This window comes from Silanimonas sp. (assembly GCF_044377035.1).
Classification (GTDB): domain Bacteria; phylum Pseudomonadota; class Gammaproteobacteria; order Xanthomonadales; family Xanthomonadaceae; genus Silanimonas.
In genome coordinates, this window is the sequence record NZ_JBILJW010000003.1 from 125,594 (window position 1) to 149,815 (window position 24,222).

Consider the following 24,222-nt stretch of genomic DNA (forward strand, 5'->3'; position numbering starts at 1 on the left):
CCATGCTGAAGCCGCTGCCCCTCGTACTCGCCCTTGCCCTGCCGCTGGCCCTCGCCGGCGCGGCCCTGTCGCCCCAGGTCGCCACCGGCAGTGCCGCTGCGGCCCCGGCGGCGCCTGCAGCGGCCAACGCGACCCCGGCCTTCCGCCCCACCGTCGACCAGCAGGGCGCCGCCCGCATGGTCTACGGCGTGCTCTCCGACAGCCGCTACGCGTACGCGCCGAAGCCGCTCGACGATGCCCTGAGCAGCGCCATCTTCACGCGCTACCTCGAGAGCCTCGACGGCCAGAAGCTGTTCTTCAAGCAGTCGGACATCGACGCCTTCCAGAAGAACGAGCGCCGCTTCGACGACGCCATCAAGGGCCAGAGCCTGCAGCCGGCCTTCGACCTCTACACCCGCTACATGCTGCGCGTCTCCGAGCGCGTGGCCTTCGCCCGTGAACGCCTGAGGGGCGATTTCGACTTCAGCGGCGACGAGGTGTGGCGCTACGAGCGCGAGGACGCCGCCTGGGCCAGGGACAGCGCCGAGCTCGACGCGCTGTGGGAGAAGTACGTCAAGAACGACTGGCTGCGCCTGAAGCTGGCCGGCCGCGCGCCGGAGGAGATCCGTCGCACGCTCGACCGCCGCTACGCGCAGATGGCCACGCGCGTGAACCAGCTGAAGCCCGAGGACGCGTTCGAGACCTTCATGAACGCCTACACGGAGTCGATCGATCCGCACACCGGCTACATGAGCCCGCGCAGCGCCGAGAACTTCAATATGTCGATGCGCCTCTCGCTCGAGGGCATCGGCGCGGTGCTGCAGTCGCAGGACGACTACGTGGTCGTGCGCACGCTCGTTCCGGGCGGCCCGGCCGCGAAGACCGGCCAGCTCACCGTCGGTGATCGCATCGTCGCGGTGGCGCAGGGCAATGGCCCGATGGTCGACGTGATGGGCTGGCGCATCGACGACGTCGTGCAGCTGGTGCGCGGCGCCAAGGGCACCACGGTGCGCCTCGACACCATCCCCGCGGTGAACGGCATCGACGGCGCGCATCGCATCGTCGAGATCGTCCGCGACCGCGTGAAGCTGGAAGAGCAGGCCGCGCGACGCCAGCTCATCGAGGCCGACGGCAAGCGCATCGGCGTCATCCGCCTGCCGACCTTCTATGCCGATTTCGAAGCGAAGCGCCGCGGCGACGCCGACGCGCGTTCCGCCACCAACGACGTCGCCAAGCTGCTCGCCGAACTCAAGGCCGAGAAGGTCGATGGCGTGGTCGTCGACCTGCGCGGCAACGGCGGTGGCTCGCTGACCGAAGCCGTCGAGCTCACGGGCTTGTTCGTCGATACCGGCCCGGTCGTGCAGGTGCGCGAGGCGGGCGGCCGCATCAGCATCGAGAGCGACGACGTCGCCGGGGTGGCCTGGGACGGCCCGCTGGCCGTGCTGGTCGACCGCAGCTCCGCCTCGGCCTCGGAGATCTTCGCCGCCGCCATCCAGGATTACGGCCGCGGCCTGATCATCGGCGAGACCACCTTCGGCAAGGGCACGGTGCAGAACCTCATCGACCTCGACCGCTTCCAGAACACCCGCGAGCCGCGCTTCGGCCAGCTGAAGCTCACGGTTGCGCAGTTCTTCCGTATCGATGGCGGCACCACGCAGTTCAATGGTGTCGTGCCCGACCTCGCATTCCCGGTGACGCTCGATGCCAGCGAGTTCGGCGAGAGCAGCTACGACAACGCCCTGCCGGCCAGCCGCATCCAGCCCGCCACCCATCGCACCTACGGCAATTTCGCGCCGATGCTGTTGCCGCTGGCGCAGCGGCATGAATCGCGGATCGCCAAGGACGTCGAGTTCGGCTGGTGGCGCGACGACGTGGCCGAGTTCCGCAAGGACCGCGAGGAGGGCACGATCTCGCTCAACGAGGCCACCCGCCGCACCGAGCGCGAAGAAGCCGAGGCAAAGCGTCTGGCCCGCACCGCCGAGCGCAAGCGCCTGGGTCTCGACGACAGCCTGCCGAACCGCGCCGACGACGGCCTGCAGGCCGACGAGCGCGATGTCGCCGAGCAGGTGGCCGAGGAGAAGGCCGCCGAGAACCACATCGACCCGCTGCTGCGCGAGTCGGCCCACGTGCTGGCCGACGCGCTCGGCCTGCTTGCCGGCAACCAGCGCCTCGCGACGCAGGTGCTGCCGGAGTCGCGCCAGGCCACGCTCTGGGCGGATTGATCCCGCTCGCGTACTCGTGGCGGCGCGCTTGAGCGCCGCCGCGCCGTCGCGCCTTGCCGTTGCCGCCGCGCTCGCGGCGGTCTACCTCGTCTGGGGCTCGACCTACCTCGCCATCGCCATTGGCGTGCAGGGCTACCCGCCCTTCGCGATGGGCGCGATCCGCATGCTCGCGGCCGGCGCGCTGTTCTATGCCGTGCTGCGCTGGCGCGGCGTGGCGCCGCCGACCCGCGCGCAGTGGCGCAACCTCGCGGCGATGGGCGTCTTCATGGTGCTGTTCGCCAACGGGCTGGTGAACCTTGCGCAGACCGAAGTGAGCAGCGGCCTCGCCGCGATTGCGGTGGCCTCGATGCCGCTGTTCGTCGCCGTGTTCTCCACCCTGCGTGGGCGCAAGCTCGGTGCGCTGGAATGGACGGGGATTGTCGTCGGCCTCGGCGGCGTCGCGCTGCTGAACTTCGGCAGCGAGCTGCGCGGCTCGTGGCTCGGCATGGTCTGCCTGATCGTCGCGCCGCTCTCGTGGGCCTGGGGCTCCGTGTGGAGCCGCGACCAGGACCTGCCCACGCCCTTCATGAGCGCCGCCGGCCAGATGCTTGCGGGCGGCGTGCTGATGGCCATCGCGTCGCTACTGCTCGGCGAGCGCTTCGCCGGCGTGCCGCCGCTGGATTCGACCCTGGCCCTCGTCTACCTCGCGCTGTTCGGCTCGATCGTCGGCTTCACGGCCTACGTGTGGCTGCTGCACCACGTGCGCCCGGCGCTGGCCACCTCGTACGCCTACGTGAACCCGGCGATCGCGGTGCTTCTGGGCACCGTCGTGCTGCATGAACGCTTCGATGCCGACACCTGGCTGGCGATGGGCGTCATTTTGGCGAGCGTAGTGCTGGTGACGCGGGCGCCGAAGCGGGGCTGAGCTGCGCTTCTTGCCGCCCGATGCCGCGGCGCAGGCGTTCTCCGTGACCAAAGTCACCCCATGACCTGCCGCACATGCCCGTGGACGTCAAGCGGGACCAGCATGATCCCGTTCCATGACGGCGCCGAATGCGCCGGCCCATCCTGCCGGGGAAGACCATGCTGACCATCCACGATCTGTCGAAGACCTACGCCAACGGCGTGCGCGCGATCAACCACGTCACGCTCGACATTCCGAAAGGACTGTTCGGACTGCTCGGACCCAACGGGGCCGGCAAATCGTCCCTGATGCGGACCATCGCCACCCTGCAGGACCCCGACGAGGGCACGATCACCTTCGATGGCATCGACGTGCAGCGCGACAAGGACGCCGTGCGCCGCACGCTGGGCTACCTGCCGCAGGACTTCGGCGTGTACCCGAAAGTCAGCGCCGAAGACCTGCTCGACCACTTCGCCGCGCTCAAGGGCTACCGCCAGCGCAAGGAGCGAAGGGAGGTGGTCGAGTCGCTGCTGCACCAGACCAACCTGTGGGACGCCCGCAAACGGAAGCTCGGTACCTACTCCGGCGGCATGCGCCAGCGTTTCGGCATCGCGCAGGCGCTGATCGGCAACCCGCGCCTCGTGATCGTCGATGAGCCGACCGCCGGCCTCGACCCCGAGGAGCGCAATCGCTTCCTCAACCTGCTCAGCGAGATCGGTGAGCAGGTGGTGGTGATCCTGTCCACCCACATCGTCGAGGACGTGACCGACCTCTGCCCACGGATGGCGATCATCAGCCGAGGCACGGTGCTGCTGACCGGCCGCCCGCAGGAGGCCATCGAGGCCCTCAACGACCGGGTGTGGAAGGCGACCGTCAACAAGTCCACGCTGGCCGACTACCAGGCGCGCTTCGACGTGCTCTCCACGCGTCTGGTCGGTGGCCAGCCGGTGATCCATGTCTACGCGGAGTCCCAGCCGGAAGCCGGGTTCACGAAGATCGCGCCGGACCTCGAGGACGTCTACTTCCAGCGCCTGCGCCAGCATGCGCAGGCCGCCTGAGGGAGCGCACCCATGTTCGGTGAATTCTTCCGCTTCGAGCTGCGCTACCAGCTCAGTTCCCCCTTGCTGTGGCTGGTGGCCGTGGTCTTCGGTCTGCTCGCCTTCGGCGCGACGTCGTCCGACGCGATCCAGGTCGGCAGTGCGATCGGCAATGTGCATCGCAATGCGCCGACCGTGATCGCCAACATGCTCGGCGTGTTCAGCCTGCTGGGGCTGTTCCTGATCGTGCTGTTCATCGCCAACGGCCTGCTGCGCGACCATGAGTTCGGAACGGCCGAACTGTTCTTCGCCACCCCGATGCGGAAGGCCGACTATCTATTTGGGCGTTTCGCTGCAGGACTGGTGGCTTGCCTCGCGATCTTCGTCGCCGTGGCGATCGGCATGATCGCCGGCCAGTTCATGCCCTGGATCGACCCCCAGCGCCTCGGCACCTTCTCGCTCGATCCCTTCCTGTGGTCGTTCGCGGTGCTGGTGTTGCCGAACCTGCTGTTCGGCGGTGCGCTGCTGGCGCTGTTGGCCGCGGTCACGCGAAGCCTGCTGATGGTCTATGTAGGCGTCCTTGCGTTCTTCGTCTTGTGGATCGTGGCCGGCAACCTGACCAGCGACATCGACAACGCTTGGATCGCCGCACTGATCGATCCCTTCGGGCTGCGTGCGATGGGCCGCGCGGTGCGCTACTGGTCGGTCGAGGAGCAGAACACCCGCCTGCCGGAACTGACGGGATACCTCATCGCCAACCGTGCGCTGTGGGGTACGGTGGCGCTGTCGCTGCTGGGTGCGACCTATGCGCTGTTCAAGCCGATGCGCGCCGGCACGGGGTCGGGGCGTACCTCGAAGCGCAAGGGGTCCGTCGCGCAGGCGACGCCGGCAGCGACCACAAAGCCGCACGCGATCGCTGCGCATCCGCCACGCGCCTTCACCCTGCGTACTGCGCTCTCCCAGTTCTGGCGCCTGCTTCGCTTCGACACCTGGGGCGTGCTGCGCAGCGTGCCCTTCCTCGTGATGCTGGTGTTCGCGGTGGTGAACTTCTTTGGTGCGGCGCAGTTCATCGACACCATGTTTGGCGCCAAGGTCTTCCCAGTGTCCTACCTGATGGTGGAGGCGCTGCAGGGCAGCATGGCTCTTTTCCTGTTCCTGGTCGTGACGTTCTACGCCGGCGAGCTGGTGTGGAAGGAGCGGCAGGCGAAGATCAGCGACGTGTCCGATGCCTTGCCGGTCCCCGACTGGGTGCCGCTGGCCGCGAAGTGCGGCGCGGTGCTGGCGGTGGTGGCGGTGTTCAGCACGGCCGGGGTGCTGGCCGGCATGGGCTTCCAGTTGATGCGCGGCTATACCCACTTCGAGCCCGGCGTGTATGCGGCGTCGCTTGCGATCGCCGCGGTGCCCTTCGTGCTGATGGGCCTGCTCGGCGTGGCCGTGCAGGTCTTCACGAACAACAAGTTCGCGGGCTACCTGGCCGTGATCCTCATCTATGTCTCGCAGATCGTGCTGGGCGTGGTCGATGTCGACCACAACCTGGTGCAGTTCGCGAGCGCGCCGACGCCGACCTATTCCGACATGAATGGCTTCGGCCACTACCTGACGGGCTGGGCCTGGTTCTCGGTCTACTGGCTGATGTTCGTGGTTTCGCTGCTGCTGCTGGCGGCTGCGTTCTGGGTACGCGGCACCGCGCCGTCCGGCCGCGAGCGGCGGCGGCATGCGGCCCAACGACTGCGTGGGCCGCTGGGCACGGCACTGGCCGTCGCCGTCGCAGCCTGGGCCGGGGTCGGCGGCTGGGTGTTCTGGAACACCAACGTGGTCAACGACTACATGTCCGGCGACACCGCGCTCGATCTTCAGGCCCGCTACGAAAAGGAGTACGCGCAGTACGCCGGCCTGCCCCAGCCGCGCATCAAGGCCATCGACACCGAGGTCGACATCCGTCCCGAGACGCGCAGCGTCACGATCCGCGGCAGCTACCGGCTGGTGAACCAGCACAAGGTCCCGATCGAGGCCTTCCACGTGCTGACCACGCGTGGGATCGAGCTGGCCTCGATCGACTTCGCGCCACACGAACTCGAGCGCTTCGACGAACCCCTGGGCTACCGCATCTACCGCCTGCGCGAGCCGATGGCGCCGGGGGCCGAGATGACCCTGCGCTTCGAGGTGCGCGCCGCCGAGCGCGGCTTCGGCAACAACGTGCTGCAGACCCAGGTGGTCGGCAACGGCACGTTCTTCAACTCCGGTGTTCTGCCGACTTTCGGCTACAGCACCGGGATGCAGATCGTCGACCGCAACGAACGCCGCGAGCGCGGGCTGGGCGAGGTGCCGCGGATGGCGAAGCTGGAGGACGAGGCGGCACGCGCCAACACCTACATCAGCGACGACGCCGACTGGATCGACTTCCGCACCAAGGTCTGCACGTCGCCCGACCAGATCGCGCTGGCGCCGGGTTACCTCGAGGCCGAGACGGAGGAGAACGGCCGTCGCTGCTTCGCCTACGCGATGGACCGCCCCATGCTGCCGTTCGCCGCCTGGCTTTCGGCGCGCTGGGAGGTGAAGCGTGACACGTGGAACGGGATCCCGGTCGAGGTCTACTACCACCCCGCCCATTCATACAACGTCGATCGCATGATCGAGGCGACGAAGGACTCGCTCGACTATTTCACTGCGAACTTCACTCCCTACCAGCACAAGCAGGTACGGATCATCGAGTTCCCGCGTTATGAGCGCTTCGCGCAGAGCTTCGCCAACACCATCCCGTTCTCGGAGTCGATCGGCTTCATCGCCGACCTGCGCGACGAGGACGCCATCGACTACGTCTACTACGTGACTTCGCACGAAGTGGCGCATCAGTGGTGGGCGCACCAGGTGATCGGTGCCGACGTGCAGGGCTCGGTCATGCTCAGCGAGTCGCTGTCGCAGTACTCGGCGCTGATGGTGATGGAGAAGAAGTACGGCCGTGACAAGATGCGTCGGTTCCTCAGGTATGAGCTGGACAACTACCTCGACCGGCGCGGCGGCGAACTGGTGGAGGAACTGCCGCTGTACCGCGTCGAGAACCAGGGGTACATCCACTACAACAAGGGCTCGCTGGTCTTCTATCGTCTGCGCGAGGAGATGGGCGAGGAAGCCCTCAATCGTGCGCTGCGCCGCTACCTGCAGGACAAGGGCTTCCAGCAGCCGCCCTACACGACCTCCGCGGAGCTGCTCGAGTACATCCGCGCCGAGGCGTCGCCCGAACTGCAGAGCCTGATCACCGACCTGTTCCAGAGGATCACCTTCTACGACAACCGGGTGGTCGATGCGAAGGCCACGAAGCGCGCCGACGGTCGCTGGGACGTCACTCTCTCGCTCAGGGCCGGAAAGATCTACAGCGACGGGCTGGGCAAGGAGACGCCGGCGCCGATGGATGACCAGGTCGAGGTGGCGGTGTTCGCGCGCGCGCCGGGCGCCGACGAGGCGGACGAGCGGGTGCTGTTCCTCGAGCGGCGTCGGATCACGGAGGCCGAGCCGACGATCACTGTGACGGTCGACGAAGCACCCTACGAGGTGGGTTTCGACCCCTACAACAAGCTGATCGACCGCGTGCCTTCTGACAACCGCAAGCGGGTGGCGGTGGTCGAGCCCTGATCGGATCCGGGGGCCCCGTTTCGGGGCTCCCGTTCCAAGTGCGTTGATCGGCCTTCCGGTCACTGCGCGAAACAGGCCCTGGCGTTGGAATCGGCAGCACCTAGAGGCCATCGAAGAACGTGTCGACGTCGGGCATCAGTTGTTTCGACGGGCGCAAGGTGAACGGCTCCTCCGCGACCCCGGCATCGGTCAGGCGATCGAGTCGAAAGTGACGGGCGGCATCCTTCCCGGAGTCCCATGCCAGCAAGTACCAGCAGGGCGGATTGAACAACAGATAGTGGGGCTCGACCTTTCGGGCCGAGGTGGCACCCGACCCATCCCGATACGCGATGCGCAGGGCGCGCTGGGCAAGGAATGCCTCCTGGATTCGAACCGCGATGCTTGGCTTGATGCTTCCGTACTTCGACGCGACGGCCGGTGAGGCGGACGCGCCCACGAGGACCCGACGCCTGAGTCGGGAAACGGCGCTTCGCTGTTGCTGGGGCAGCGCCAGGCCAAGCCGCTGCCGCACCGCGGGGAGCCTCGCCGTCATGAGTGGCCCCCCGACCCGCTCGGCAACGGCCAGCGCAAGAAGCACCTGCAGCGTGTCCCGGTGCCCTAGCCGGAGTCCGTCGAGGCCGTAGGTCCACCCCAGTCGGATGCCGCCACCGGCGCCGCGGGAGGCCTCGATCGGCAAACCACGCTCCCTGAATTCCGCGAGCAGCCGGTGGACGGTGCGCACGCTGACTCCCAATTCGTGCGCCAGCGAAGGTGCTGTCCAGTCATCGCGGGAGCGCAGCAGTCCGAGCGCACGCTCGCCGGTCTCTGATCTCATTGGCGTTTGGCATGAGTGAACATGCCATTTTCTGGCATGTCCATGGAGATTCTTCAAGCGCCGGCGATGACGCCGGTCCAACACGGAGAAATCAGCCAATGAACGACAAACAGGTGCACGAGATCGCGCTGCTACGGTTCATCAGTGGCGTCGACGCTGCTGACCAGAGGGCAGGGATGGAAACCCTCGGCGACTTCATCAGGGCACAGCCCGGCCATGTGTCACGCTCCATGTACCGAGACGAGGCCAACGGATGGTGGATCGACCATGTCGCTTGGGAGGACGCCGAAGCGGCGGAGCGCGCGATGCGGAGGTCCCAGGATGCGCCGGAGTTGGCAGGGGTGTTCGCCCTGATTGATCTGGACTTCCTGAGGATCTCGCACTACCAGCGTGTCTCCTGACGCCTCGCGCGAAAGGCATTGGTGCAATCATCGGGAGTGAGGCGGTTTTCCGGCCACGGCAGGTCGCTGCCGTCGCCTAACGGCACCTGCGGTCAGCGTGCGGGAGCGTAACGGTCCGCCTGCTGGTCCGATGCGCCATGGCGGCGACCCCGTGGTACACCGGTGGCGCCGGCGCTACTCCCGCAGCGCCGACGTCACCGGAATCCGCGCCGCGCGGATCGCGGGCGCCAGGCCGCCGATGAAGCCGATGGCAATGGCCAGTGACAGGCCGATCGCCACGAGCAACGGCGTGACGGCGAATTGGAACGCCACTTGGCTGATGCCGGAAAGCGTCGAAACCGCGTATCCGTTGAAGGCGATGTATGCGACGACGGCACCCAGCACGCCGCCTGAAACACTGAGGATCAGCGACTCAGCCATCACCGAAACGATGACAGGCAGAGCGCCAAAACCCAGTGCCCGAAGCGTGCCGATTTCTCTCGTACGAGCGGAAACGGCGGCATACATCGTGTTTAGCGCGCCGAAGATCGCACCAAGCGCCATCATCAGGGCGATGATGGCGGCCATGATCCCGATCACGGTTGTCAGGGCGCTGCTTTGCCCGGTGTAGAAGGCCTTCTGGGACTTCGCTTCGACGTCGAGTTGGGGGTCGTCCTTCAGGCGCTTGGCAATGACGGGTAGATCGCCTTCACGCTTGAGTTGCGCCAGTACGGACGAAACGCCAGCGCGCCGCCATGCGCTCTGGACTGTCTGCACGTCGCTCCAGAGCTCAGAATCGTAGATGCCTCCACTTTCGAAGTGGCCCACGATGGCCCAGGTCGAGCCGCGGAACTTCAGCGAGCGCCCAACCTCTAGTCCTTCAAATTGCCCTGCTGCGCCCGTTCCAACAATCAGTTCCTGCACGCCAGGGCGGAACATCCGTCCGCTCGTCAGGCGGAAACCGTCTCGAAGCGTCAGACCGATCGGTTCAATTCCTCTCAATGACACATTCGCTGAGTTTCGCGAACCGGGCTTGCGTACTTCGGTAATGACGATGATCTCTGCGCTGGCTATCGGAGCGCCGTCAGCGTTCCGTGCAATGGCCGGGTCCTGCTTGACCAGGGTCGCGTTTCCGATCGAGAGGAAACTGGCGAGTTCGCCATTGCTTCCACCCCGCGCGATGACCACCTGATCCGTTCGGCCGTTCCCGCCCAGCGTTTCCCGAAGCCCGGTAGCCATCGACAGCAGCGCCACCAGGACGCCAACGACGCCGGCGATTCCAACGACAATGACCAGCGAGGGGCCGAGGCGCTCCGGGATCGAGCGCAGGTTCATCAATGTGATCTCGCGCACTTGCGTCCATGCGCTCATGCGTCGGCCTCCGCGGGACGCACTGAGCGACCCATGACCCATCGCCATCCCATCGCCGGCCACTCGATGGCCTTGCGAAGGGCAAGTTCGAAAGAAGAGTCGCCCGTCCGTCCAGCAAGTGCATCCACGATCTTGAGGCGCTGTGCCGTCATTGCCGGGGGAAGTCCGACAAGGAGTGTCAGGGCGATGACGCAAGCGCCAGCCACCAACCACACCGTTCCGCCGACGCTCACAGGAATGGCGCTCTGAATGATCGGGAGCTGCACTGCGGCGCTGGCGATCAGCATCCCGGCAGTGGCACCGATGACGCACAGTGCGAAGCACTCGGAAAGCACCAGCCACATCACCTGTCGGTCTTTGAATCCAAGGCACTTGAGTACGGCGAGCTCGGGGATTCGCTCTCTGACGGCCTGATTCATCGCCACGCCTGTCAAGAACAGGATGGAGAAAAACACCATGCCGGTGATCAGATTGACGATCAGTCCGATGTTGCCGAGTTGGCGAGCAAAACTGACCTGAAACTCCTGCTCGCTCTGCGTCTTGGTCTCGTCGGAAGAGTTCGCGAACTTGGCATCGATGGCTGCAGCCACCTTCTCCGCGTTGCTGGGGTCAGTGACGCGGACCACGAATACGCCGGCCAAACCGCGCGCACCAGGCGCCCGGCCTTCATCAAACTGGCCGTAGTTCAGGTACATCAGGCTGGTGCGTTTCTGCCACTCGTCGTCTTTGCCGTCAAAGATTCCGACGATTCGCCACTCCCAAAGCCTGGAGCCATCCGACTTCGTCCAAATGAAGCTGTTGAGCGGGACGACGTCACCGATCTTCCATCCGTACTGCTCGGCAATGTTCCTGCCGACGATCGCGCCATCGCGAGTCAGCTGGAAAGCGCGCCATTGATCGTCAGGCATCACCCATTCGGAGTACGTTGCCTTCAGCAGTCGCGGATTGACAGCAAACTGCGGGAAGAAGCCTCGTGCCTCGCCGTACTGCCCGCCGAAAAACTGGGAATGCGACACCGCATCGATGCCGTCGACCGACTCGATGATCCCCATCATTCGCATGGGCAACGGTTGGGTGAAAGACGTCGAAGCCTGTGTGATAAGGCGGCTCGCCCCCAAGAAGTCCGACGCGCCAGAGAACAGCACGCCGACCGCCTGCAGCAGGCCCAGCAGCGTGAACGCTGCCGCCAGCGAGAGGAAGGTGAGGGTGGTGCGCAGCTTCTTGCGGGTGAGGCCCGAAAGCACGAGCCCGACGTACTTCAGCATGGGATGCCCGCGCTCAGTGCGCGGCCTCCTTCACCAACGCGCCCTTGTCGAGGTGCACGGTGCGCTTGGCGTACTCGGCGGCCTTCGGGTCGTGGGTGACCATGATGATGGTCTTGCCGAATTCCGAGTTGAGGCGCTGCAGCAGGCGCAGCACCTCGTCGGCGGTCTTGCGGTCGAGGTCGCCGGTGGGCTCGTCGCAGATCAGCAGGGTGGGGTCGCTGACCAGGGCGCGGGCGATGGCCACGCGCTGCTGCTGGCCGCCGGAGAGTTCGTTCGGCTTGTGGCCGGCGCGATCGCCGATGCCGACGAGGTCCAGCGCGATGCGGGCACGCTTGGCGCGCTCGGCCGCGCCCATCTCGGTGAGCAGCAGGGGCAGCTCGACGTTCTTCTGCGCGCTGAGCACCGGCATCAGGTTGTAGCTCTGGAAGATGAAGCCCACCGTTTCGGCACGCCACTTCGCGAGCTCGTCGGCGCCGTAGTCGTCGATGCGCTGGCCGCCGACCTTCAACACCCCAGAGGTGGGTGAATCAATGCCGCCGATCAGGTTGAGCAGGGTGGTTTTTCCCGAGCCGGATGGCCCCATCAGCGCGACGAAATCGCCCTCCGGGATCTCGAGCTGGATGCCGTGCAGCACCTCGACGCGCTGCTTGCCGCGCACGTAGGTCTTGGTGAGGTCGCGGATCTCGACCAGCGGGAACATCGACGGCGTGCTCATGGCGGCGGGATCGCTCAGCGGCCGGCGGCGGCGTTGACCACCACGCGCGCACCGTCGGCGAGGCCCTTCGGCGGCGCGACGATCACCGTCTCGCCACCGTTGAGGCCGGCGGTGACGTGGCGTTCGGCGTTCGCTTCTTCGCCGAGGGTCACTTCAATGCGCTTCGCGACGCCGTCTTCGACCACGAACACGGCGGGACGGCCGGGCTCCTCGCCCTCCGCGGCGGGCGCGGGCTGCACGATGGCGGCTTCCGGCACGAAGGCGCCGGTGGGCTTCGGCGCATCGGCATCGACCGGGGCCAGGAAGCTCACGCGCACGCCCATGTCGGGGACGATGCGCGTGTCCTTGCTGTCGAGCGCGATGCGCACCTTCACCGTGGCCTTGGTGCGGTCGGCGGTGGGCACGATGGCGATGACGCTGCCCGGGATGGTCCAGTCCGGGTAGGCGTTGAGCACGGCGTTGACGGGCATCTTCGGCTGCACGCGGCCGATGTAGGCCTCGTTGACGTCGACGTTCACCTCCAGCGAATCCATGTCGACCAGCGTGCCAATGCCGGTGCGGGTGAAGCCGCCGCCGGCCGAGACCGGCGAGATCATCTCGCCCGGCTGCGCGGCCTTGGCCACGATCACGCCGGCGAAGGGCGCGCGGATCTGCGTGTTGTCCACGCCGATGGCGGTGAGCGCGCGCTGGTCGCGGGCGACTTCGACGGCTTTCTCCAGACTGGCGAGGCGCGCCGCGCGGGCGTCGCGGTCGGCCTTGGCCTGGTCGAACGCCGATTGCGCGACCAGCTGGCGGCCGATCAGCTCCTGCTGGCGCGTCAGCGTGGTCTCGGCCAAGGCGAGCTGGGTGCGGGCTTCGTCGAGCTGCGATTCGCTCGAAGCCTGCTGCGCGCTGGCGAGTTCGAGCTGGGCGCTGGCGTCGGTGGCGTCGAGGCGGGCCAGCAGCTGGCCCTCTTCGACCTTCATGCCTTCCTCGATCAACACTTCGGCCACGCGGCCGGTGACCTTCGATGAGACGGTGGCGATGCGCCGGGCGGTGACGAAGCCGGAGGCGTCGAGCAGGGTGGGCGGCCCGGCGTCGGCCGCGCTGCGCGCGACGCTGGTGTCGACCGGCGTCGGCCGGCCGGACATCAGCACCGCGCCGACGGCGATCACGGTGACGATCGCGCCGAGCACGATCCACTTGCGGTTCGAGGTCGGGCGCGCGGCGCCGGGACGGCGGTCGATGCGCAGGTCGCGCAGGTGGTCTTCGGGACGGCTCATTCAACACCTCGGTTCAGGGCGATCGCAGCATGCGGCGCCCGGCATGAAGACACTGTGCCAAGTCCCGGGGCGCGGCGTCACTGACGAAAGTCAGTCGTTGCTGCGCCGCGGCTGCCTCGGCCCACGGCCATGCCCTAGGATGGCGCCTCTTCAAGAACCCTCAACCGCACCATGGCCGAGCTGATCCACCCCAAGACCGCTTTCCTGATCGTGATGCTCGGCATCTTCGCCCTGCCGTGGCTGGTCTGGCGCCTGGCGCGCACCGAGGACATCGCGCCGCTGGTGGTGGTGCAGATCGTCGCGGGCATCCTGCTCGGGCCCGGCGTGGCGGGCGCGGTCTTCCCCGAGGTGCACCAACAGCTGTTCCAGCCCACGGTGGTGGCCAACCTCAATGGCCTCGCCTGGTGGGCGGTGATCATCTTCCTGTGGCTGGCGGGCATCGAGCTCGACCTGCGCTCGGCTTGGGCCGGTCGTCGGGAAACCGCCGTCACCGCCGGCCTGGCGATGGCGATGCCGCTGCTGGTCGGCGCCGCCGCCGCCTGGGCTCTGCTGCAATGGATGCCCGGCCTGCTCGGGCCGAAGGCCACCGAGCTGCAGTTCGTCGCGGCCCTCGGCATGGGGGCAGCCGTCACCGCGCTGCCGATCCTGATGCTGCTGATGGAGAAGCTCGGCATCCTGCGCACGCCGCTGGGCCAGCGCGTGCTGCGTTACGCCAGCCTCGACGACATCGCCATCTGGATCGTGCTCGCGCTGATCCTCGTCGACGCCGATCGCCTGCTGCACCAGGTCGGCTTCCTCGTCGCGTTCGCGGTGCTCGCGCCCATCGTGCGCCGCGGCCTCGCCCGCGTCGGCGAGTTCGACCGCTGGGCGCTTGGCCTGATGTGGCTGTTGGCCTGCGCGCTGGGCTCGGACGCGGCCGGCCTGCACTTCATGGTGGGTGCCTTCCTCGCCGGCGTCATCATCGACCGCCACTGGTTCGCCGAAGAGCGCTTCGACCTCGTCCGCAACACCGTACTGGTGTTCATGATGCCGGTGTTCTTCCTCAGCACCGGGCTGCGCACCGAATGGGATGCGGGCGGCAGCGCCGTGTTCATCGCCGCAGGCGTGCTGCTGGTGGCCTCGGTGGTGGGCAAACGCCTCGGCATCACCATCGCCGCGAAGATCCTCGGATGGAAGCCCGGCGAGGCCTACCTGATCGGCTGGCTGCTGCAGACCAAGGCGCTGATCGAGATCATCTTCGCGACCATCCTGCTCGACAAAGGCATCATCTCCGCCGATGCCTTCACCGCGCTGCTGTTGATGGCGGTGGCCAGCACGATGCTGACCATCCCGATGGTGCGGCGGCGCTATGGCGCCGCGGGCATTCCGGAATCGATGAAGAGCGCCGGGCACTGACCCGGACGCCCTTCGCCCGTGCGGGGCTCAGCCCGCGGCCTTGAGCTCGGGCGTGGCCAGCGCCGGCCAGCGCTTCAGCACCGCGGTGCGGATCGAGGCGGCGTCGAGGCCGGCTTCGGCCAGCAGCTCCTCGCGCGCGGCGTGGTCCTGGAAGCGGTCGGGCAGGCCGAGCAGCAGGGTGGGCTTCATGACGCCTTCCTGCGCGAACAGCTCCAGCACCGCCGAGCCCGCGCCGCCCATCACCACGTTGTCCTCGAGGGTGACGAAACCCTCGTGCGTGGCGGCGAGTTCGAGCAGCAGTTCGCGGTCGAGCGGCTTCACGAAGCGCATGTTGACGACGGTGAGGCCGAGTTCGGTGCCGACGTGTTCGGCGGCCGGCACCAGCGCACCGAAAGCGAGCAGGGCGATGCCCTTGCCCTTGCGGCGCACTTCGGCCTTGCCGATCGGCAGCGTGTCGAGCGTCGCCGGCACGGCCACGCCGGGGCCGGTGCCGCGCGGGTAGCGCACCGCGGCCGGGCCGTCGAAGCGCAGGCCGGTCGTGAGCATGGCGCGGCATTCGGCCTCGTCGGCCGGAGCCATCACCACCATGTGCGGCACGCAGCGCAGGAAGCTCAAATCCAGATTGCCGGCGTGGGTGGCGCCGTCCGGTCCGACCACGCCGCCGCGGTCGATGGCGAACAGCACGTCGAGCTTCTGCGTTGCGACGTCGTGCACCAGCTGGTCGTAGCCGCGCTGCAGGAAGGTCGAATAGATGGCGACGACGGGCTTCGCGCCCTCGCAGGCCATGCCGGCGGCAAGCGTGACGGCGTGCTGCTCGGCGATCGCGACGTCGAAGTAGCGCTCCGGGAATTCCTTGCTGAAACGCACGAGGCCGGAACCTTCCCGCATCGCCGGGGTGATGCCGAGCAGCTTGGGTTCGGCGGCGGCGGCGTCGCAGAGCCAGTCGCTGAAGATGTCGGTGTAGGTCGGCTTCTTCGCGCCGCCCTTGCTGACGACGCCGAGGTCCGGGTCGAAGGGCGAGACGGCGTGGTAGCCGATCTGGTCGCCTTCGGCGCGCTCGTAGCCCTTGCCCTTGGTGGTGATGACGTGGAGCAGCTGCGGGCCCTTCTTGCCCTTCAGCAGCTTCATCGCCTGCAGCATCGCCGGCAGGTCGTGGCCGTCGATCGGGCCGGTGTAGTGGAAGCCCATCTCCTCGAACAGCGTCGACGGCACGAACATGCCCTTGGCATGCTCTTCCCAGCGCTTCATGAAGCGCGCCGCCGGGCTCTTGCGCTTGTCGCCGAGGATCTTCTTGCCGCCCTCGCGCACCGCGTTCAGCGTGTTCGAGGACATCAGCTTGCCGAGCATCTTGGTCAGGCCGCCGACGTTCTCGGAGATCGACATCTGGTTGTCGTTGAGCACCACCAGCACGTCGGGTTCCGGGTCCATGCCGCCGGCGTGGTTCAGGGCCTCGTAGGCCATGCCCGCGGTCATCGCGCCGTCGCCGATCACAGCAACGACCTTGCGTGCGTCGCCGGAGCGCTGCACGGCCGTGGCCATGCCGAGCGCGGCCGAGATGCTGGTGCTGCTGTGGCCGACGCCGAAGGTGTCGTACTCGCTCTCGCTGCGCTTCGGGAACGGCGCGACGCCGCCCTTCTTCTTCACGCTGGTGATGCGCTCGCCGCGGCCGGTGAGGATCTTGTGCGGGTAGGTCTGGTGGCCCACGTCCCAGACGAGGCGGTCGTTCGGGGTGTCGTAGAGCCAATGCAGGGCGACGGTGAGCTCGATGACACCGAGGCCGGCGCCAAAGTGGCCGCCGCTCTGGCCGACCGATTCAATGAGGTACGCGCGCAGCTCGTCGGCGACGGCGGGCAGTTCCGATTCGGGGAACTGGCGCAGGTCGGCGGGCAGGGTGATGCGGGAGAGGCGCGGGTAGCGCTGGGGGTCCATCGCAGGCATCGGCAACAATTCGGTCGCGAATTGTCCGCCCGCGGGGGGAGGGGGGGCAAGCCGACGATGGGGCGGGATTCAGCCCGGTGGGGGCGTCCTCAGGGCACCCGGCGCCCGTTCTCGGCCCGGCTCACGCCGCGTTGGCGTGGCCGACGGCGAGGGCGGCGTTGATGTAGTCGGCCACCTCGGCCTCGCTGGCCCCGGAGGCACTGGCGATCTCAGTGAGCGTCGCCGGGGCCTTCAGCATCACCGTGGCGATGCGGAAGTGCTTGGGGAACTCGCGTTCCGCCTGCGGCCATTTCCCCAGTTGGAAGCGGGTGCCCGGGGCGTGGTCCAGCAGCCGTCCGGCGCCGCCGCCCAGGGCGAGCAGCCAGGTCAGGCGCGACAGCGGTTGCGGGTCGCCGGCCGCGCGAAGCGCCGCGGTCGCGGCATCGCCATCGAGGGTTTCGATCGATTCGGCCGGCAGATCGGCGTGGCCGTAGTCGATCAGGGCCTTCAGCGATTTCCCCGGGGCGAACTGCTGCGAAGCAGGGTCGACCACGAGGCGCGGGAGGCCCCCGAACTGCACGGCGAAGGGGCCGGTGGCGCGCGCAAGGCGCGCGGCCAAGCGGTTCGCCGACGCCGGTGCCGCGACGGCGGGCGCCTCGAGGGTGGTGCGGGTCGGGCTCGGGGCCGACACGGCGGCGGAGGCGACGACGACCGCCGCCTCGGGCATCGGGGTTTCGACGGCAGGCGCACTGGCCGGAGGGCCGCCGGCGATGGCGAGCAGCACGGCGCGCAGCGCCTCGGCTTCCAGCGGCGCGTCGATCCGGTAGGCGGTGTCGGCGCGTAGCGCCTGGGTGAGGCCGATGGCGACCTTCCCGGCGTCGAAGCCCTTCATCCACGCCATCTGGCCGTACATCGAATCGAGATCGATCAGCACGGCGTCGGCGCCGGCTTCGTCGGAGAGTGCCCAGTCGCCCAGGTGCAGGCCCTCGAACAGCGCGCGGGCCTTGGCCTCGTCGGCGCGGTCGAAGCCGGAAAAGCTGAGTCGGGGCATGGAAGCCAAGGCGTCTAGGCAGGAGCGCCAGAGTATTGGAAGGCCCTCGGCGAGGGTCAAACGTCTCGACGTCTCAAGGTGTCAGGCTGTGCGCTGCATCACGTCACATGCGATGGGGCGCGACGCCTAGCCCTGCGGCCGCGCCCGCTTCGGCAGGTGCGCCGTGAGGAAGGCCATCTGGTCGGCCAGGATGTGGCGGTTCGAGAGGATGAGGTGCTCGACCCAGCTCGGCCGGAACGGCACGGCCAGCAGCGGCATGCCCGCCTGCTGCGGTGTGCGTCCGCCCTTCTTCGAATTGCAGTGGATGCAGGCGGCCACGACGTTTTCCCACACGTCCTTGCCGCCCTTCGAGCTCGGGATGACATGGTCGCGCGTCAGTGGCAGCCGGCGGCCGTCACCGCCGCAGTACAGGCAGATCCACTGGTCGCGGGCGAACAGCGCGGTATTCGTCAGCGCCGGTGTGGGTTCGGGCACTCGGGCGCTGGCATGGCCCTTGGCGGCGATGATCGGTGCGATGTCCAGCACGCTCTGCCGCCCGGTCCAGCGGTTCACGCCACCGCGCACCTGCAGGCAGGGGTCGCCCAGCGTCCAGGCCACAGCGCCGCGCGCGTAGAGGCAAGCTGCGTCCTGCCAGGTCATCCAATTCAGGATGCGGCCGTGGGCGTCGAGACTGAGAAGGCGGGGGGCCGGACCGGCCGGGAAACGCTGGGGGGCAGAACCCCGTGCCGGGGTGCTATCGACCCTGGCCAGCACGACGGCCTGATGCGGCGTAGCGGGCTCCATTGAGGCCTGAGCATACGCGCCCTGCGTGACAGTTCAAGCACGCGCGGGCGGGGTCTCGCCCCGTATCCTTGCGCTCCCGCACCGGAGTGACGCATGGCCGCCCTGTACCCCGACATCGAACCCTTCGACACCGGCACGTTGCAGGTCGACGCGCGGCATCGGTTGTACTACGAGCAGTGCGGCAACCCGAAGGGCAAGCCCGTGGTGATGCTGCACGGCGGCCCCGGCGCCGGCTGCGGCCCGAAGATGCGCCGCTTCCACGACCCGAAGCACTACCGCATCGTGCTGTTCGACCAGCGCGGCGCCGGTCGCTCCACGCCGCACGCCGACCTCGTCGATAACACCACGCACGCCCTCGTCGCTGACATCGAGGCGCTGCGCACCCACCTCGGCATTGACCGCTGGCAGGCCTTCGGCGGCAGCTGGGGCTCGACGCTGGCGCTGGCCTATGCGGAAACCCACCCCGACCGCGTCACCGAGCTCGTGTTGCGCGGCATCTTCATGCTGCGCCGCTGGGAGCTGGAGTGGTTCTACCAGGAAGGCGCCTCGCGCCTCTTCCCGGATGCCTGGCAGCAGTACCTCGACGGCATTCCCGCCGTCGAACACGGCGACCTGATCTCGGCCTACCACCGTCGCCTCACCCACGAAGACCCGGCCGTTCGCCTCGCCGCGGCGCGGCGTTGGAGCGTGTGGGAGGCCGCGACGAGCTTCCTCCGCCAGGACCCGGACTTCATGTCCGGCCACGAGGAAGAGGCCTTCGCGCTGGCCTTCGCCCGCATCGAATCGCACTACTTCGTCAACGGCGGCTTCTTCCAGCACGACGACCAACTGCTGCGCGACGCGCACCGCATCCGCCACATCCCCGGCACCATCGTGCACGGCCGCTACGACGTGGTGTGCCCGGTGCAGAACGCGTGGGATCTGAAGACGGCCTGGCCGGAAGCGACGCTGCACATCGCGCCCACCTCCGGGCATTCGGCCTTCGAGCCGGAGATCGCCAGCCTGCTGGTCGATGCGACGAACGCGTATCGCTGAGGGTTGCGCGCCGGATCAGCCGGCGCGGCTGCCATCCGGGTTGCGCTCGACGAACCACAGCCCGGCCCAGAGCTTCGGGTCCATCGCATAGCCCTCGGCCATCTTCGAGGTCAGCCAGCGTGCGGCCTCGTCGACCGGCACCTCGTGCACGGTGATGTCCTCGGTCTCGTCGCCGCCGCCGGCATGCACGCGGGTGAGTCCGGTGGCGCGGCAGAAGGCGATCATCTCGCTGCTCATGCCGGAGCTCGTCGGGCCTTCCATCAGCACCTCGACGTGGCTGGCCTGCCAGCCGGTTTCCTCCAGCAGCTCGCGCGCCGCCGCCGATTCCAGCGTGTCCTCGCCGAGGTTGTCGCCGACAAGGCCGGCGGGCATCTCGATGGTGCGCTGCTGCAGCGGTACGCGGTATTGCTCGACGAACAGCAGCTTCCGCTCCGGGGTGACGGCGACGATGATCACCGCCTTGCCCTCGGCGTGCGTGCGCTCGGCGTATTCCCACGTGCCACGCGTGCGGATGCGCAGCCAGCGGCCTTCCCAGGCGACCTGCGCCGGGCCTTCGTGCTTCGGGTTCATGGCGCTCCTTTCAAGTCGGCATCCTCGCGGCGTCCTGCAGGCGGCGGCGCGTCATCGGGCCGATGCGCAGGCGCTCGCACAGCCGGTCGATGGCGTCGCTGTCCGGTGCGCGGCGGCGCGCGGCGTCGAAGTCGCCGGGCAGCGGGGCATCGCGGACGATGGTGGCGAGCCGGCGCGAGAGCAGGGCCGATTCGCGGTGTTCGCGCAGACGCACCGCATGCTGGGCGGCGCCGCGCAGCTTGAGCAGCGGCACTTCGTCGAGCTTGTCGAGCAGGGCGTCCATCGACCCATAGATCGCGAGCAGTGTGGCGGCGGTCTTCGGCCCCACGCCGGGCACGCCCGGAATGTTGTCGCTGGCGTCGCCGGTGAGGCCGAGGTAGTCCGCCACCTGGTGCGCGTGGATGCCGTAGCGCGGCTTCACGCCGGCGCAGTCCCAGCGTTCGTTGCGGGCGAAATCCCACTGCCAGTCACCCTCGTCGAGCAGCTGCGCCATGTCCTTGTCCGCCGAGACGATCACCACCGCATGGCCGTCGCGACGCGCCTGCGCGGCCGCCGTGCCGATCAGGTCGTCGGCTTCGTATTCCACATGGGCGAGCACGGGCAGGCCCATCGCCTCGCCGAGCGCCTTGCAGTGCGCGAACTGGCGCTTCAGTTCCTCCGGCGCCGGGTCGCGGTGCGCCTTGTAGGCGGGGTAGATCGCGTTGCGGAAGCAGGAATCCAGCGCTTCGTCGAAGGCCAGCGCCAGGCGCTCCGCGCGCGTGCGCTCGATCAGCTCGCAGAGGAAGCGCGCGAAACCGTGCACGGCGTTGACCGGCCAGCCGTCCTCGTCGCTGGCGTCGATCGGCGTGCCGTGCCAGGCGCGGAACACGTAGAGGCTCGAATCGACGAGGTGCACGGCGTTCGCCGCGGGAGCCGTCACGGCGACCATTCCGTGAGTTTCGCGTCCAGCGCCGGGCGAAGGCGCTCGGGGGCCTCGCCCTGCGCGGTGCCGATATGGATGAAGCCCAGCAGCAGTTCATGCGGCGCGAGCCCCAGCCCGTCGAGGATCTCGCGGTCGTAGGCGGCCCAGCCGGTCAACCATTGCGCGCCAAAGCCGAGGCCCTGCGCGGCCTGCAAGAGCGCGAAGCACACGGCCCCGCCGGACATGAGCTGTTCGACCACGGGCACCTTGTGGCCTTCGACCGGGGTGCCGATGACCGCGACGATCAGCGGCGCGAAGCTGAAGCGCTCGCGGTCCTTGTCGATGGCGGCCTGCGGGGCGTTGGGGTCGAGCGCCTTGGCGCGGGCGGCGAGGCGTTCGCCGAGCCGGTGCCGGGCGTCCCCCTCGATGGTCAGGAAGCGCCAGGGGGCGAGCTTGCCGTGGTCGGGCACGCGCATCGCGGCCTCGAACAGGGCGCGGCGCTGGGTGGCGTCGGGGCCGGGGGCGCCAAGCTGGCGGCTCGGGACGGAACGGCGCTGCATCAAGGCAGTGAAAAGGTCCATCCCCCGATTGTAACGAGGCCCCGTCCGGCAGCGCCCAACTGCAGGTGCCGTCACGGTTTGCAAGTGTTAACACCCCCACTATCCTCAGTAGCCCCCCCAAACCCTTCCCGACGATGACGCCCGTGAGTTCCCGACCGCCCACCTACGATGAACTGCTGCGCTACACCCGCCGCTCGGTGGTGGAGCAGCTGTCGTCGCTCGTGCACGCGGTGCTGGGCAAGGCCGACGACTGGATGTTCGACCTCGCGCAGAAAGAAGGTGAAGGCGCCGATCCGTTCGCGCGCTCGCCGCGCCTCGAGGCGATGAACACCCTGCGCAGCACGCGCGCCACCATCGAGCGCCAGTTCGCCCGCCAGTACGAGGCCCTGTTCGACGAGCTGATCGAACCGAAGCAAGGCTCCGCCGATGGCCTCCGCCTGAGCCTGGTGGAAGAGCAGGAGCTCGAGCAGCAGCTCGCCTCCGACCTGATCGTGGAGGCGTTGCAGCGGGCCCACGGCCACTCGCTGGACGCGCTGGCCAAGGCGCTGGCGAAGATCATGGGCGTCGAATCGCTCGCGCCGCGCCAGAACCCGCTCAGCCCGCTGAACTTCGGCCACGCCTTGCATCGCGCGGTCCAGGGCATCGAGCTGCCGAACATGCTGCAGGTGGTGCTCTACAAGTACTACGAGCGCGAGCTGATGGCCCGCTTCAACGAAGTGCTCGATCCGCTGATGCAGCGCTTCATGGCGGCGGGCCTCGTGCCGCGTCAGGGCATTGGTCCCGGCGCTTCGGTACGTCCGGGCGGTGGAGCGGCGCGCCCCGGCAGTGCGCCGCCGTCGCCGAATTCTGGCGCTGCGACGCCATCTTCTGGAGACGACGCCGGGGGCTATGCACAAGGCCACGGTCATGGACACGGCTACGGCCACGGCCATTCGGGGCCGACGTCGCAGGACGATGCCAACGTCTTCAGCCTGCTTCGCGAGATGCTTCGCGCGCTGCGCCCGCAGGGCAATGCCAGCGTCCCCGGTGCGCCGCCGACGCCAGGCGTTCCCGAGCGCCGCGCCATGCAGACCACCGAGATGCTCTCCGTGCTCTCGCTGATGCAGACCGAAGTGCCGCCCTCCGTGCTCGAGACCATGGAGCGCCACGAGGCCTCGCTCTCCGTCCTGCTCAAGCGTGACCTGCTCGAAAGCGCCCGCCGCATCGGCCTCTCGCCGGACCAGGTGCGCATCAGCCCGGACGAAGAAGACGCGGTCGACCTCGTTGGCATGCTCTTCGACGTGCTGTTCGACGAGCACGATTTCGAACAGCGCGCGCGCAACCTCGTGAGCCGCCTCGTCGTGCCCTACGTCAAGGTGGCGCTGCTCGACCGACAGATGTTCATGTACCGCACGCACCCGGCGCGCCGCCTGCTCAACGCGGTCACCGAGGCCTGCGAAGGCAACGGCGGGCAGAGCGCGCACGAGCGCGAGATGCTCGGCAAGGCCGAGCAGGTGGTCGACACCCTCGTGGGGGATTTCAACGAAGACGTCGCCATCTTCGAGACGCTCGAATCCGAGCTGCGCGGCTTCCTCGAGCAGCACCAGAAGCGTGTCGAGCTGGCCGAGAAGCGTGCCGCCGAGGCGCAGCGCGGGCAGGAGCGCCTCGAGCACGCCCGCGTGCAGGCCGGTGGCGAAGTGTCGAACCGCGTCGATGGCCGCAAGGTGCCGGCGGCGCTGCGCGAGTTCCTGGCACGCAGCTGGTCGCACCATCTTTCGCTCGTCGCGTTGCGCGAAGGCACCGAGTCGGTCGCCTGGTCGGCGGCCCTGTCGCTGGCCGACAAACTGCTCGACCTGCTGCCGGGCGGCAAGGCCGCGGGCATCAGCATCCCGACGGCCATGCAGGGCCTCAGCGCCGATCTCGTCGTCGTGCTCGGCAGCTCGGGCGTGCAGGGTGATGCCGCCGATGCCGTGATCAAAGCCATCGCCGACGGCGTCGAAGCCCAGCGCCGCGGCGACGCCGTGGCCGCGCAGCAGGCCGCTGCGGTGCTCCGCGTCGCTCCGGAGCCGCCGCCGCTGCCGCCCCAGCCGCGCCTGAAGATCGTCGGCGGCACCGATGCCGTCCCGGATTTCGATCCGGACGACCTCGCCCAGCTCCGCGACCTCAAGGTCGGCGACTGGATCAGCCTGGCCGGCGAAGACGAGAAGCTGGCCCCGGCCAAGCTGGCCTGGATCTCGCCCATCTCGAACCGCCTGATGTTCGTGAACCGCCGCGGCGTCCGCATGCTGGTCGCCTCGGTCGAGGAACTGGGCGCCCTGAAGAAGCTCGGGAAGCTCCAGTTGCGCGACGCGCAGGGCGGCGCCTTCGAGGACGCCCTGCAGCGCATGGTCGGCCGGTTGAAGCAGGACATCGCCTGAGGCACGACAGGGCCTGAACCGTGGGCTAGCATCGGGGCTCCCTATTCGAGGACGCG

19 protein-coding genes are annotated in these 24,222 nt (G+C 68.3%); 8 read left to right on the forward strand and 11 right to left on the reverse strand.

Going from position 1 to position 24,222, the window contains the following annotated elements; genetic code table 11:
* The first annotated feature begins 2 nt into the window (after positions 1-2).
* From ACIQ6S_RS02570 to ACIQ6S_RS02585, 4 genes are all read left to right on the forward strand, one after another.
* Entirely contained in the window at positions 3-2,201 is a 2,199-nt protein-coding gene (locus ACIQ6S_RS02570; protein ID WP_397606982.1) for a carboxy terminal-processing peptidase, read from the forward strand.
* A 16-nt stretch (positions 2,202-2,217) separates the two neighbouring features.
* Positions 2,218-3,105, forward strand: coding sequence for a drug/metabolite exporter YedA (gene yedA / locus ACIQ6S_RS02575; protein WP_397606983.1), 888 nt, complete (start codon positions 2,218-2,220; stop codon positions 3,103-3,105).
* A 158-nt stretch (positions 3,106-3,263) separates the two neighbouring features.
* Positions 3,264-4,142 (forward strand): ABC transporter ATP-binding protein, encoded by an 879-nt coding sequence (locus ACIQ6S_RS02580; protein ID WP_297867060.1) that lies wholly within the window; start codon positions 3,264-3,266, stop codon positions 4,140-4,142.
* 12 nt (positions 4,143-4,154) lie between these two features.
* Positions 4,155-7,751 (forward strand): ABC transporter permease/M1 family aminopeptidase, encoded by a 3,597-nt coding sequence (locus ACIQ6S_RS02585; protein WP_397606984.1) that lies wholly within the window; start codon positions 4,155-4,157, stop codon positions 7,749-7,751.
* A gap of 100 nt (positions 7,752-7,851) precedes the next feature.
* Here ACIQ6S_RS02585 and ACIQ6S_RS02590 read toward each other — a convergent pair whose 3' ends face one another.
* Positions 7,852-8,565, reverse strand: coding sequence for a YafY family protein (locus ACIQ6S_RS02590; protein WP_297867062.1), 714 nt, complete (start codon positions 8,563-8,565; stop codon positions 7,852-7,854).
* Between the two features lie 98 nt (positions 8,566-8,663).
* Between ACIQ6S_RS02590 and ACIQ6S_RS02595 the strand changes: the two genes are divergently transcribed.
* Entirely contained in the window at positions 8,664-8,966 is a 303-nt protein-coding gene (locus ACIQ6S_RS02595) for a hypothetical protein (protein ID WP_297877083.1), read from the forward strand.
* Between the two features lie 174 nt (positions 8,967-9,140).
* Here ACIQ6S_RS02595 and ACIQ6S_RS02600 read toward each other — a convergent pair whose 3' ends face one another.
* From ACIQ6S_RS02600 to ACIQ6S_RS02615, 4 genes are read right to left on the reverse strand one after another with little or no spacing between them, the layout of a single operon-like run.
* A complete protein-coding gene (locus ACIQ6S_RS02600) occupies positions 9,141-10,316 on the reverse strand; it encodes an ABC transporter permease (protein WP_397606985.1) in 1,176 nt (391 codons plus the stop codon).
* On the reverse strand, positions 10,313-11,581 hold the full coding sequence (locus ACIQ6S_RS02605) for an ABC transporter permease (RefSeq protein WP_397606986.1): 1,269 nt from the start codon (positions 11,579-11,581) through the stop codon (positions 10,313-10,315). The genes ACIQ6S_RS02600 and ACIQ6S_RS02605 overlap by 4 nt, the downstream gene beginning before the upstream one ends.
* A 13-nt stretch (positions 11,582-11,594) precedes the next feature.
* Complete coding sequence (locus tag ACIQ6S_RS02610; RefSeq protein ID WP_397607050.1) at positions 11,595-12,281, reverse strand: ABC transporter ATP-binding protein; 687 nt, start codon at positions 12,279-12,281, stop codon at positions 11,595-11,597.
* 29 nt (positions 12,282-12,310) lie between these two features.
* The gene (locus tag ACIQ6S_RS02615) at positions 12,311-13,558 is read right to left on the reverse strand and encodes an efflux RND transporter periplasmic adaptor subunit (protein WP_397606987.1); all 1,248 of its coding nucleotides are present in this window, start codon (positions 13,556-13,558) and stop codon (positions 12,311-12,313) included.
* Between the two features lie 171 nt (positions 13,559-13,729).
* Here ACIQ6S_RS02615 and ACIQ6S_RS02620 point away from each other — a divergent pair, with 171 nt between their 5' ends.
* Entirely contained in the window at positions 13,730-14,953 is a 1,224-nt protein-coding gene (locus ACIQ6S_RS02620; protein ID WP_397606988.1) for a cation:proton antiporter, read from the forward strand.
* A gap of 27 nt (positions 14,954-14,980) precedes the next feature.
* Here ACIQ6S_RS02620 and dxs read toward each other — a convergent pair whose 3' ends face one another.
* The 3 genes from dxs to ACIQ6S_RS02635 all read right to left on the reverse strand — a co-directional run bounded on the left by dxs (position 14,981) and on the right by ACIQ6S_RS02635 (position 18,704).
* A complete protein-coding gene (gene dxs / locus ACIQ6S_RS02625; protein ID WP_397606989.1) occupies positions 14,981-16,882 on the reverse strand; it encodes a 1-deoxy-D-xylulose-5-phosphate synthase in 1,902 nt (633 codons plus the stop codon).
* A 130-nt stretch (positions 16,883-17,012) separates the two neighbouring features.
* Entirely contained in the window at positions 17,013-17,921 is a 909-nt protein-coding gene (locus ACIQ6S_RS02630) for a hypothetical protein (RefSeq protein WP_397606990.1), read from the reverse strand.
* 126 nt (positions 17,922-18,047) lie between these two features.
* Positions 18,048-18,704 carry an HNH endonuclease gene (locus tag ACIQ6S_RS02635; RefSeq protein ID WP_297867073.1) on the reverse strand — a complete coding sequence of 219 codons (657 nt, stop codon included), beginning with the start codon at positions 18,702-18,704 and terminating at the stop codon, positions 18,048-18,050.
* Between the two features lie 93 nt (positions 18,705-18,797).
* Between ACIQ6S_RS02635 and pip the strand changes: the two genes are divergently transcribed.
* The gene (gene pip, locus ACIQ6S_RS02640; protein ID WP_397606991.1) at positions 18,798-19,739 is read left to right on the forward strand and encodes a prolyl aminopeptidase; all 942 of its coding nucleotides are present in this window, start codon (positions 18,798-18,800) and stop codon (positions 19,737-19,739) included.
* A 15-nt stretch (positions 19,740-19,754) separates the two neighbouring features.
* Here pip and ACIQ6S_RS02645 read toward each other — a convergent pair whose 3' ends face one another.
* Genes ACIQ6S_RS02645 through ACIQ6S_RS02655 form a run of 3 tightly spaced genes read right to left on the reverse strand, consistent with a single transcriptional unit; the run spans position 19,755 to position 21,791 of the window.
* The gene (locus ACIQ6S_RS02645) at positions 19,755-20,309 is read right to left on the reverse strand and encodes an NUDIX hydrolase (protein WP_397606992.1); all 555 of its coding nucleotides are present in this window, start codon (positions 20,307-20,309) and stop codon (positions 19,755-19,757) included.
* A gap of 10 nt (positions 20,310-20,319) precedes the next feature.
* Positions 20,320-21,228 (reverse strand): 5'-3' exonuclease H3TH domain-containing protein, encoded by a 909-nt coding sequence (locus ACIQ6S_RS02650; protein ID WP_397606993.1) that lies wholly within the window; start codon positions 21,226-21,228, stop codon positions 20,320-20,322.
* Positions 21,225-21,791: a nitroreductase gene (locus tag ACIQ6S_RS02655; protein ID WP_397606994.1), complete on the reverse strand. Its 567-nt coding sequence runs from the start codon at positions 21,789-21,791 to the stop codon at positions 21,225-21,227. Before ACIQ6S_RS02655 ends, ACIQ6S_RS02650 begins: the two co-directional genes overlap by 4 nt.
* 122 nt (positions 21,792-21,913) lie before the next feature.
* Between ACIQ6S_RS02655 and ACIQ6S_RS02660 the strand changes: the two genes are divergently transcribed.
* Complete coding sequence (locus tag ACIQ6S_RS02660; RefSeq protein WP_397606995.1) at positions 21,914-24,166, forward strand: DUF1631 family protein; 2,253 nt, start codon at positions 21,914-21,916, stop codon at positions 24,164-24,166.
* Positions 24,167-24,222: the final 56 nt, after the last annotated feature.

Coding starts and splice junctions, on each gene's coding strand:
- ACIQ6S_RS02570 (WP_397606982.1), top strand. CDS start 3: ATGCTGAAGCCGCTGCCCCTCGTACTCGCCCTTGCCCTGCCGCTGGCC.
- ACIQ6S_RS02580 (WP_297867060.1), top strand. CDS start 3,264: ATGCTGACCATCCACGATCTGTCGAAGACCTACGCCAACGGCGTGCGC.
- ACIQ6S_RS02585 (WP_397606984.1), top strand. CDS start 4,155: ATGTTCGGTGAATTCTTCCGCTTCGAGCTGCGCTACCAGCTCAGTTCC.
- ACIQ6S_RS02590 (WP_297867062.1), bottom strand. CDS start 8,565: ATGAGATCAGAGACCGGCGAGCGTGCGCTCGGACTGCTGCGCTCCCGC.
- ACIQ6S_RS02595 (WP_297877083.1), top strand. CDS start 8,664: ATGAACGACAAACAGGTGCACGAGATCGCGCTGCTACGGTTCATCAGT.
- ACIQ6S_RS02600 (WP_397606985.1), bottom strand. CDS start 10,316: ATGAGCGCATGGACGCAAGTGCGCGAGATCACATTGATGAACCTGCGC.
- ACIQ6S_RS02605 (WP_397606986.1), bottom strand. CDS start 11,581: ATGCTGAAGTACGTCGGGCTCGTGCTTTCGGGCCTCACCCGCAAGAAG.
- ACIQ6S_RS02610 (WP_397607050.1), bottom strand. CDS start 12,281: ATGTTCCCGCTGGTCGAGATCCGCGACCTCACCAAGACCTACGTGCGC.
- ACIQ6S_RS02615 (WP_397606987.1), bottom strand. CDS start 13,558: ATGAGCCGTCCCGAAGACCACCTGCGCGACCTGCGCATCGACCGCCGT.
- ACIQ6S_RS02620 (WP_397606988.1), top strand. CDS start 13,730: ATGGCCGAGCTGATCCACCCCAAGACCGCTTTCCTGATCGTGATGCTC.
- dxs (WP_397606989.1), bottom strand. CDS start 16,882: ATGGACCCCCAGCGCTACCCGCGCCTCTCCCGCATCACCCTGCCCGCC.
- ACIQ6S_RS02630 (WP_397606990.1), bottom strand. CDS start 17,921: ATGCCCCGACTCAGCTTTTCCGGCTTCGACCGCGCCGACGAGGCCAAG.
- ACIQ6S_RS02635 (WP_297867073.1), bottom strand. CDS start 18,704: ATGGAGCCCGCTACGCCGCATCAGGCCGTCGTGCTGGCCAGGGTCGAT.
- pip (WP_397606991.1), top strand. CDS start 18,798: ATGGCCGCCCTGTACCCCGACATCGAACCCTTCGACACCGGCACGTTG.
- ACIQ6S_RS02645 (WP_397606992.1), bottom strand. CDS start 20,309: ATGAACCCGAAGCACGAAGGCCCGGCGCAGGTCGCCTGGGAAGGCCGC.
- ACIQ6S_RS02655 (WP_397606994.1), bottom strand. CDS start 21,791: ATGGACCTTTTCACTGCCTTGATGCAGCGCCGTTCCGTCCCGAGCCGC.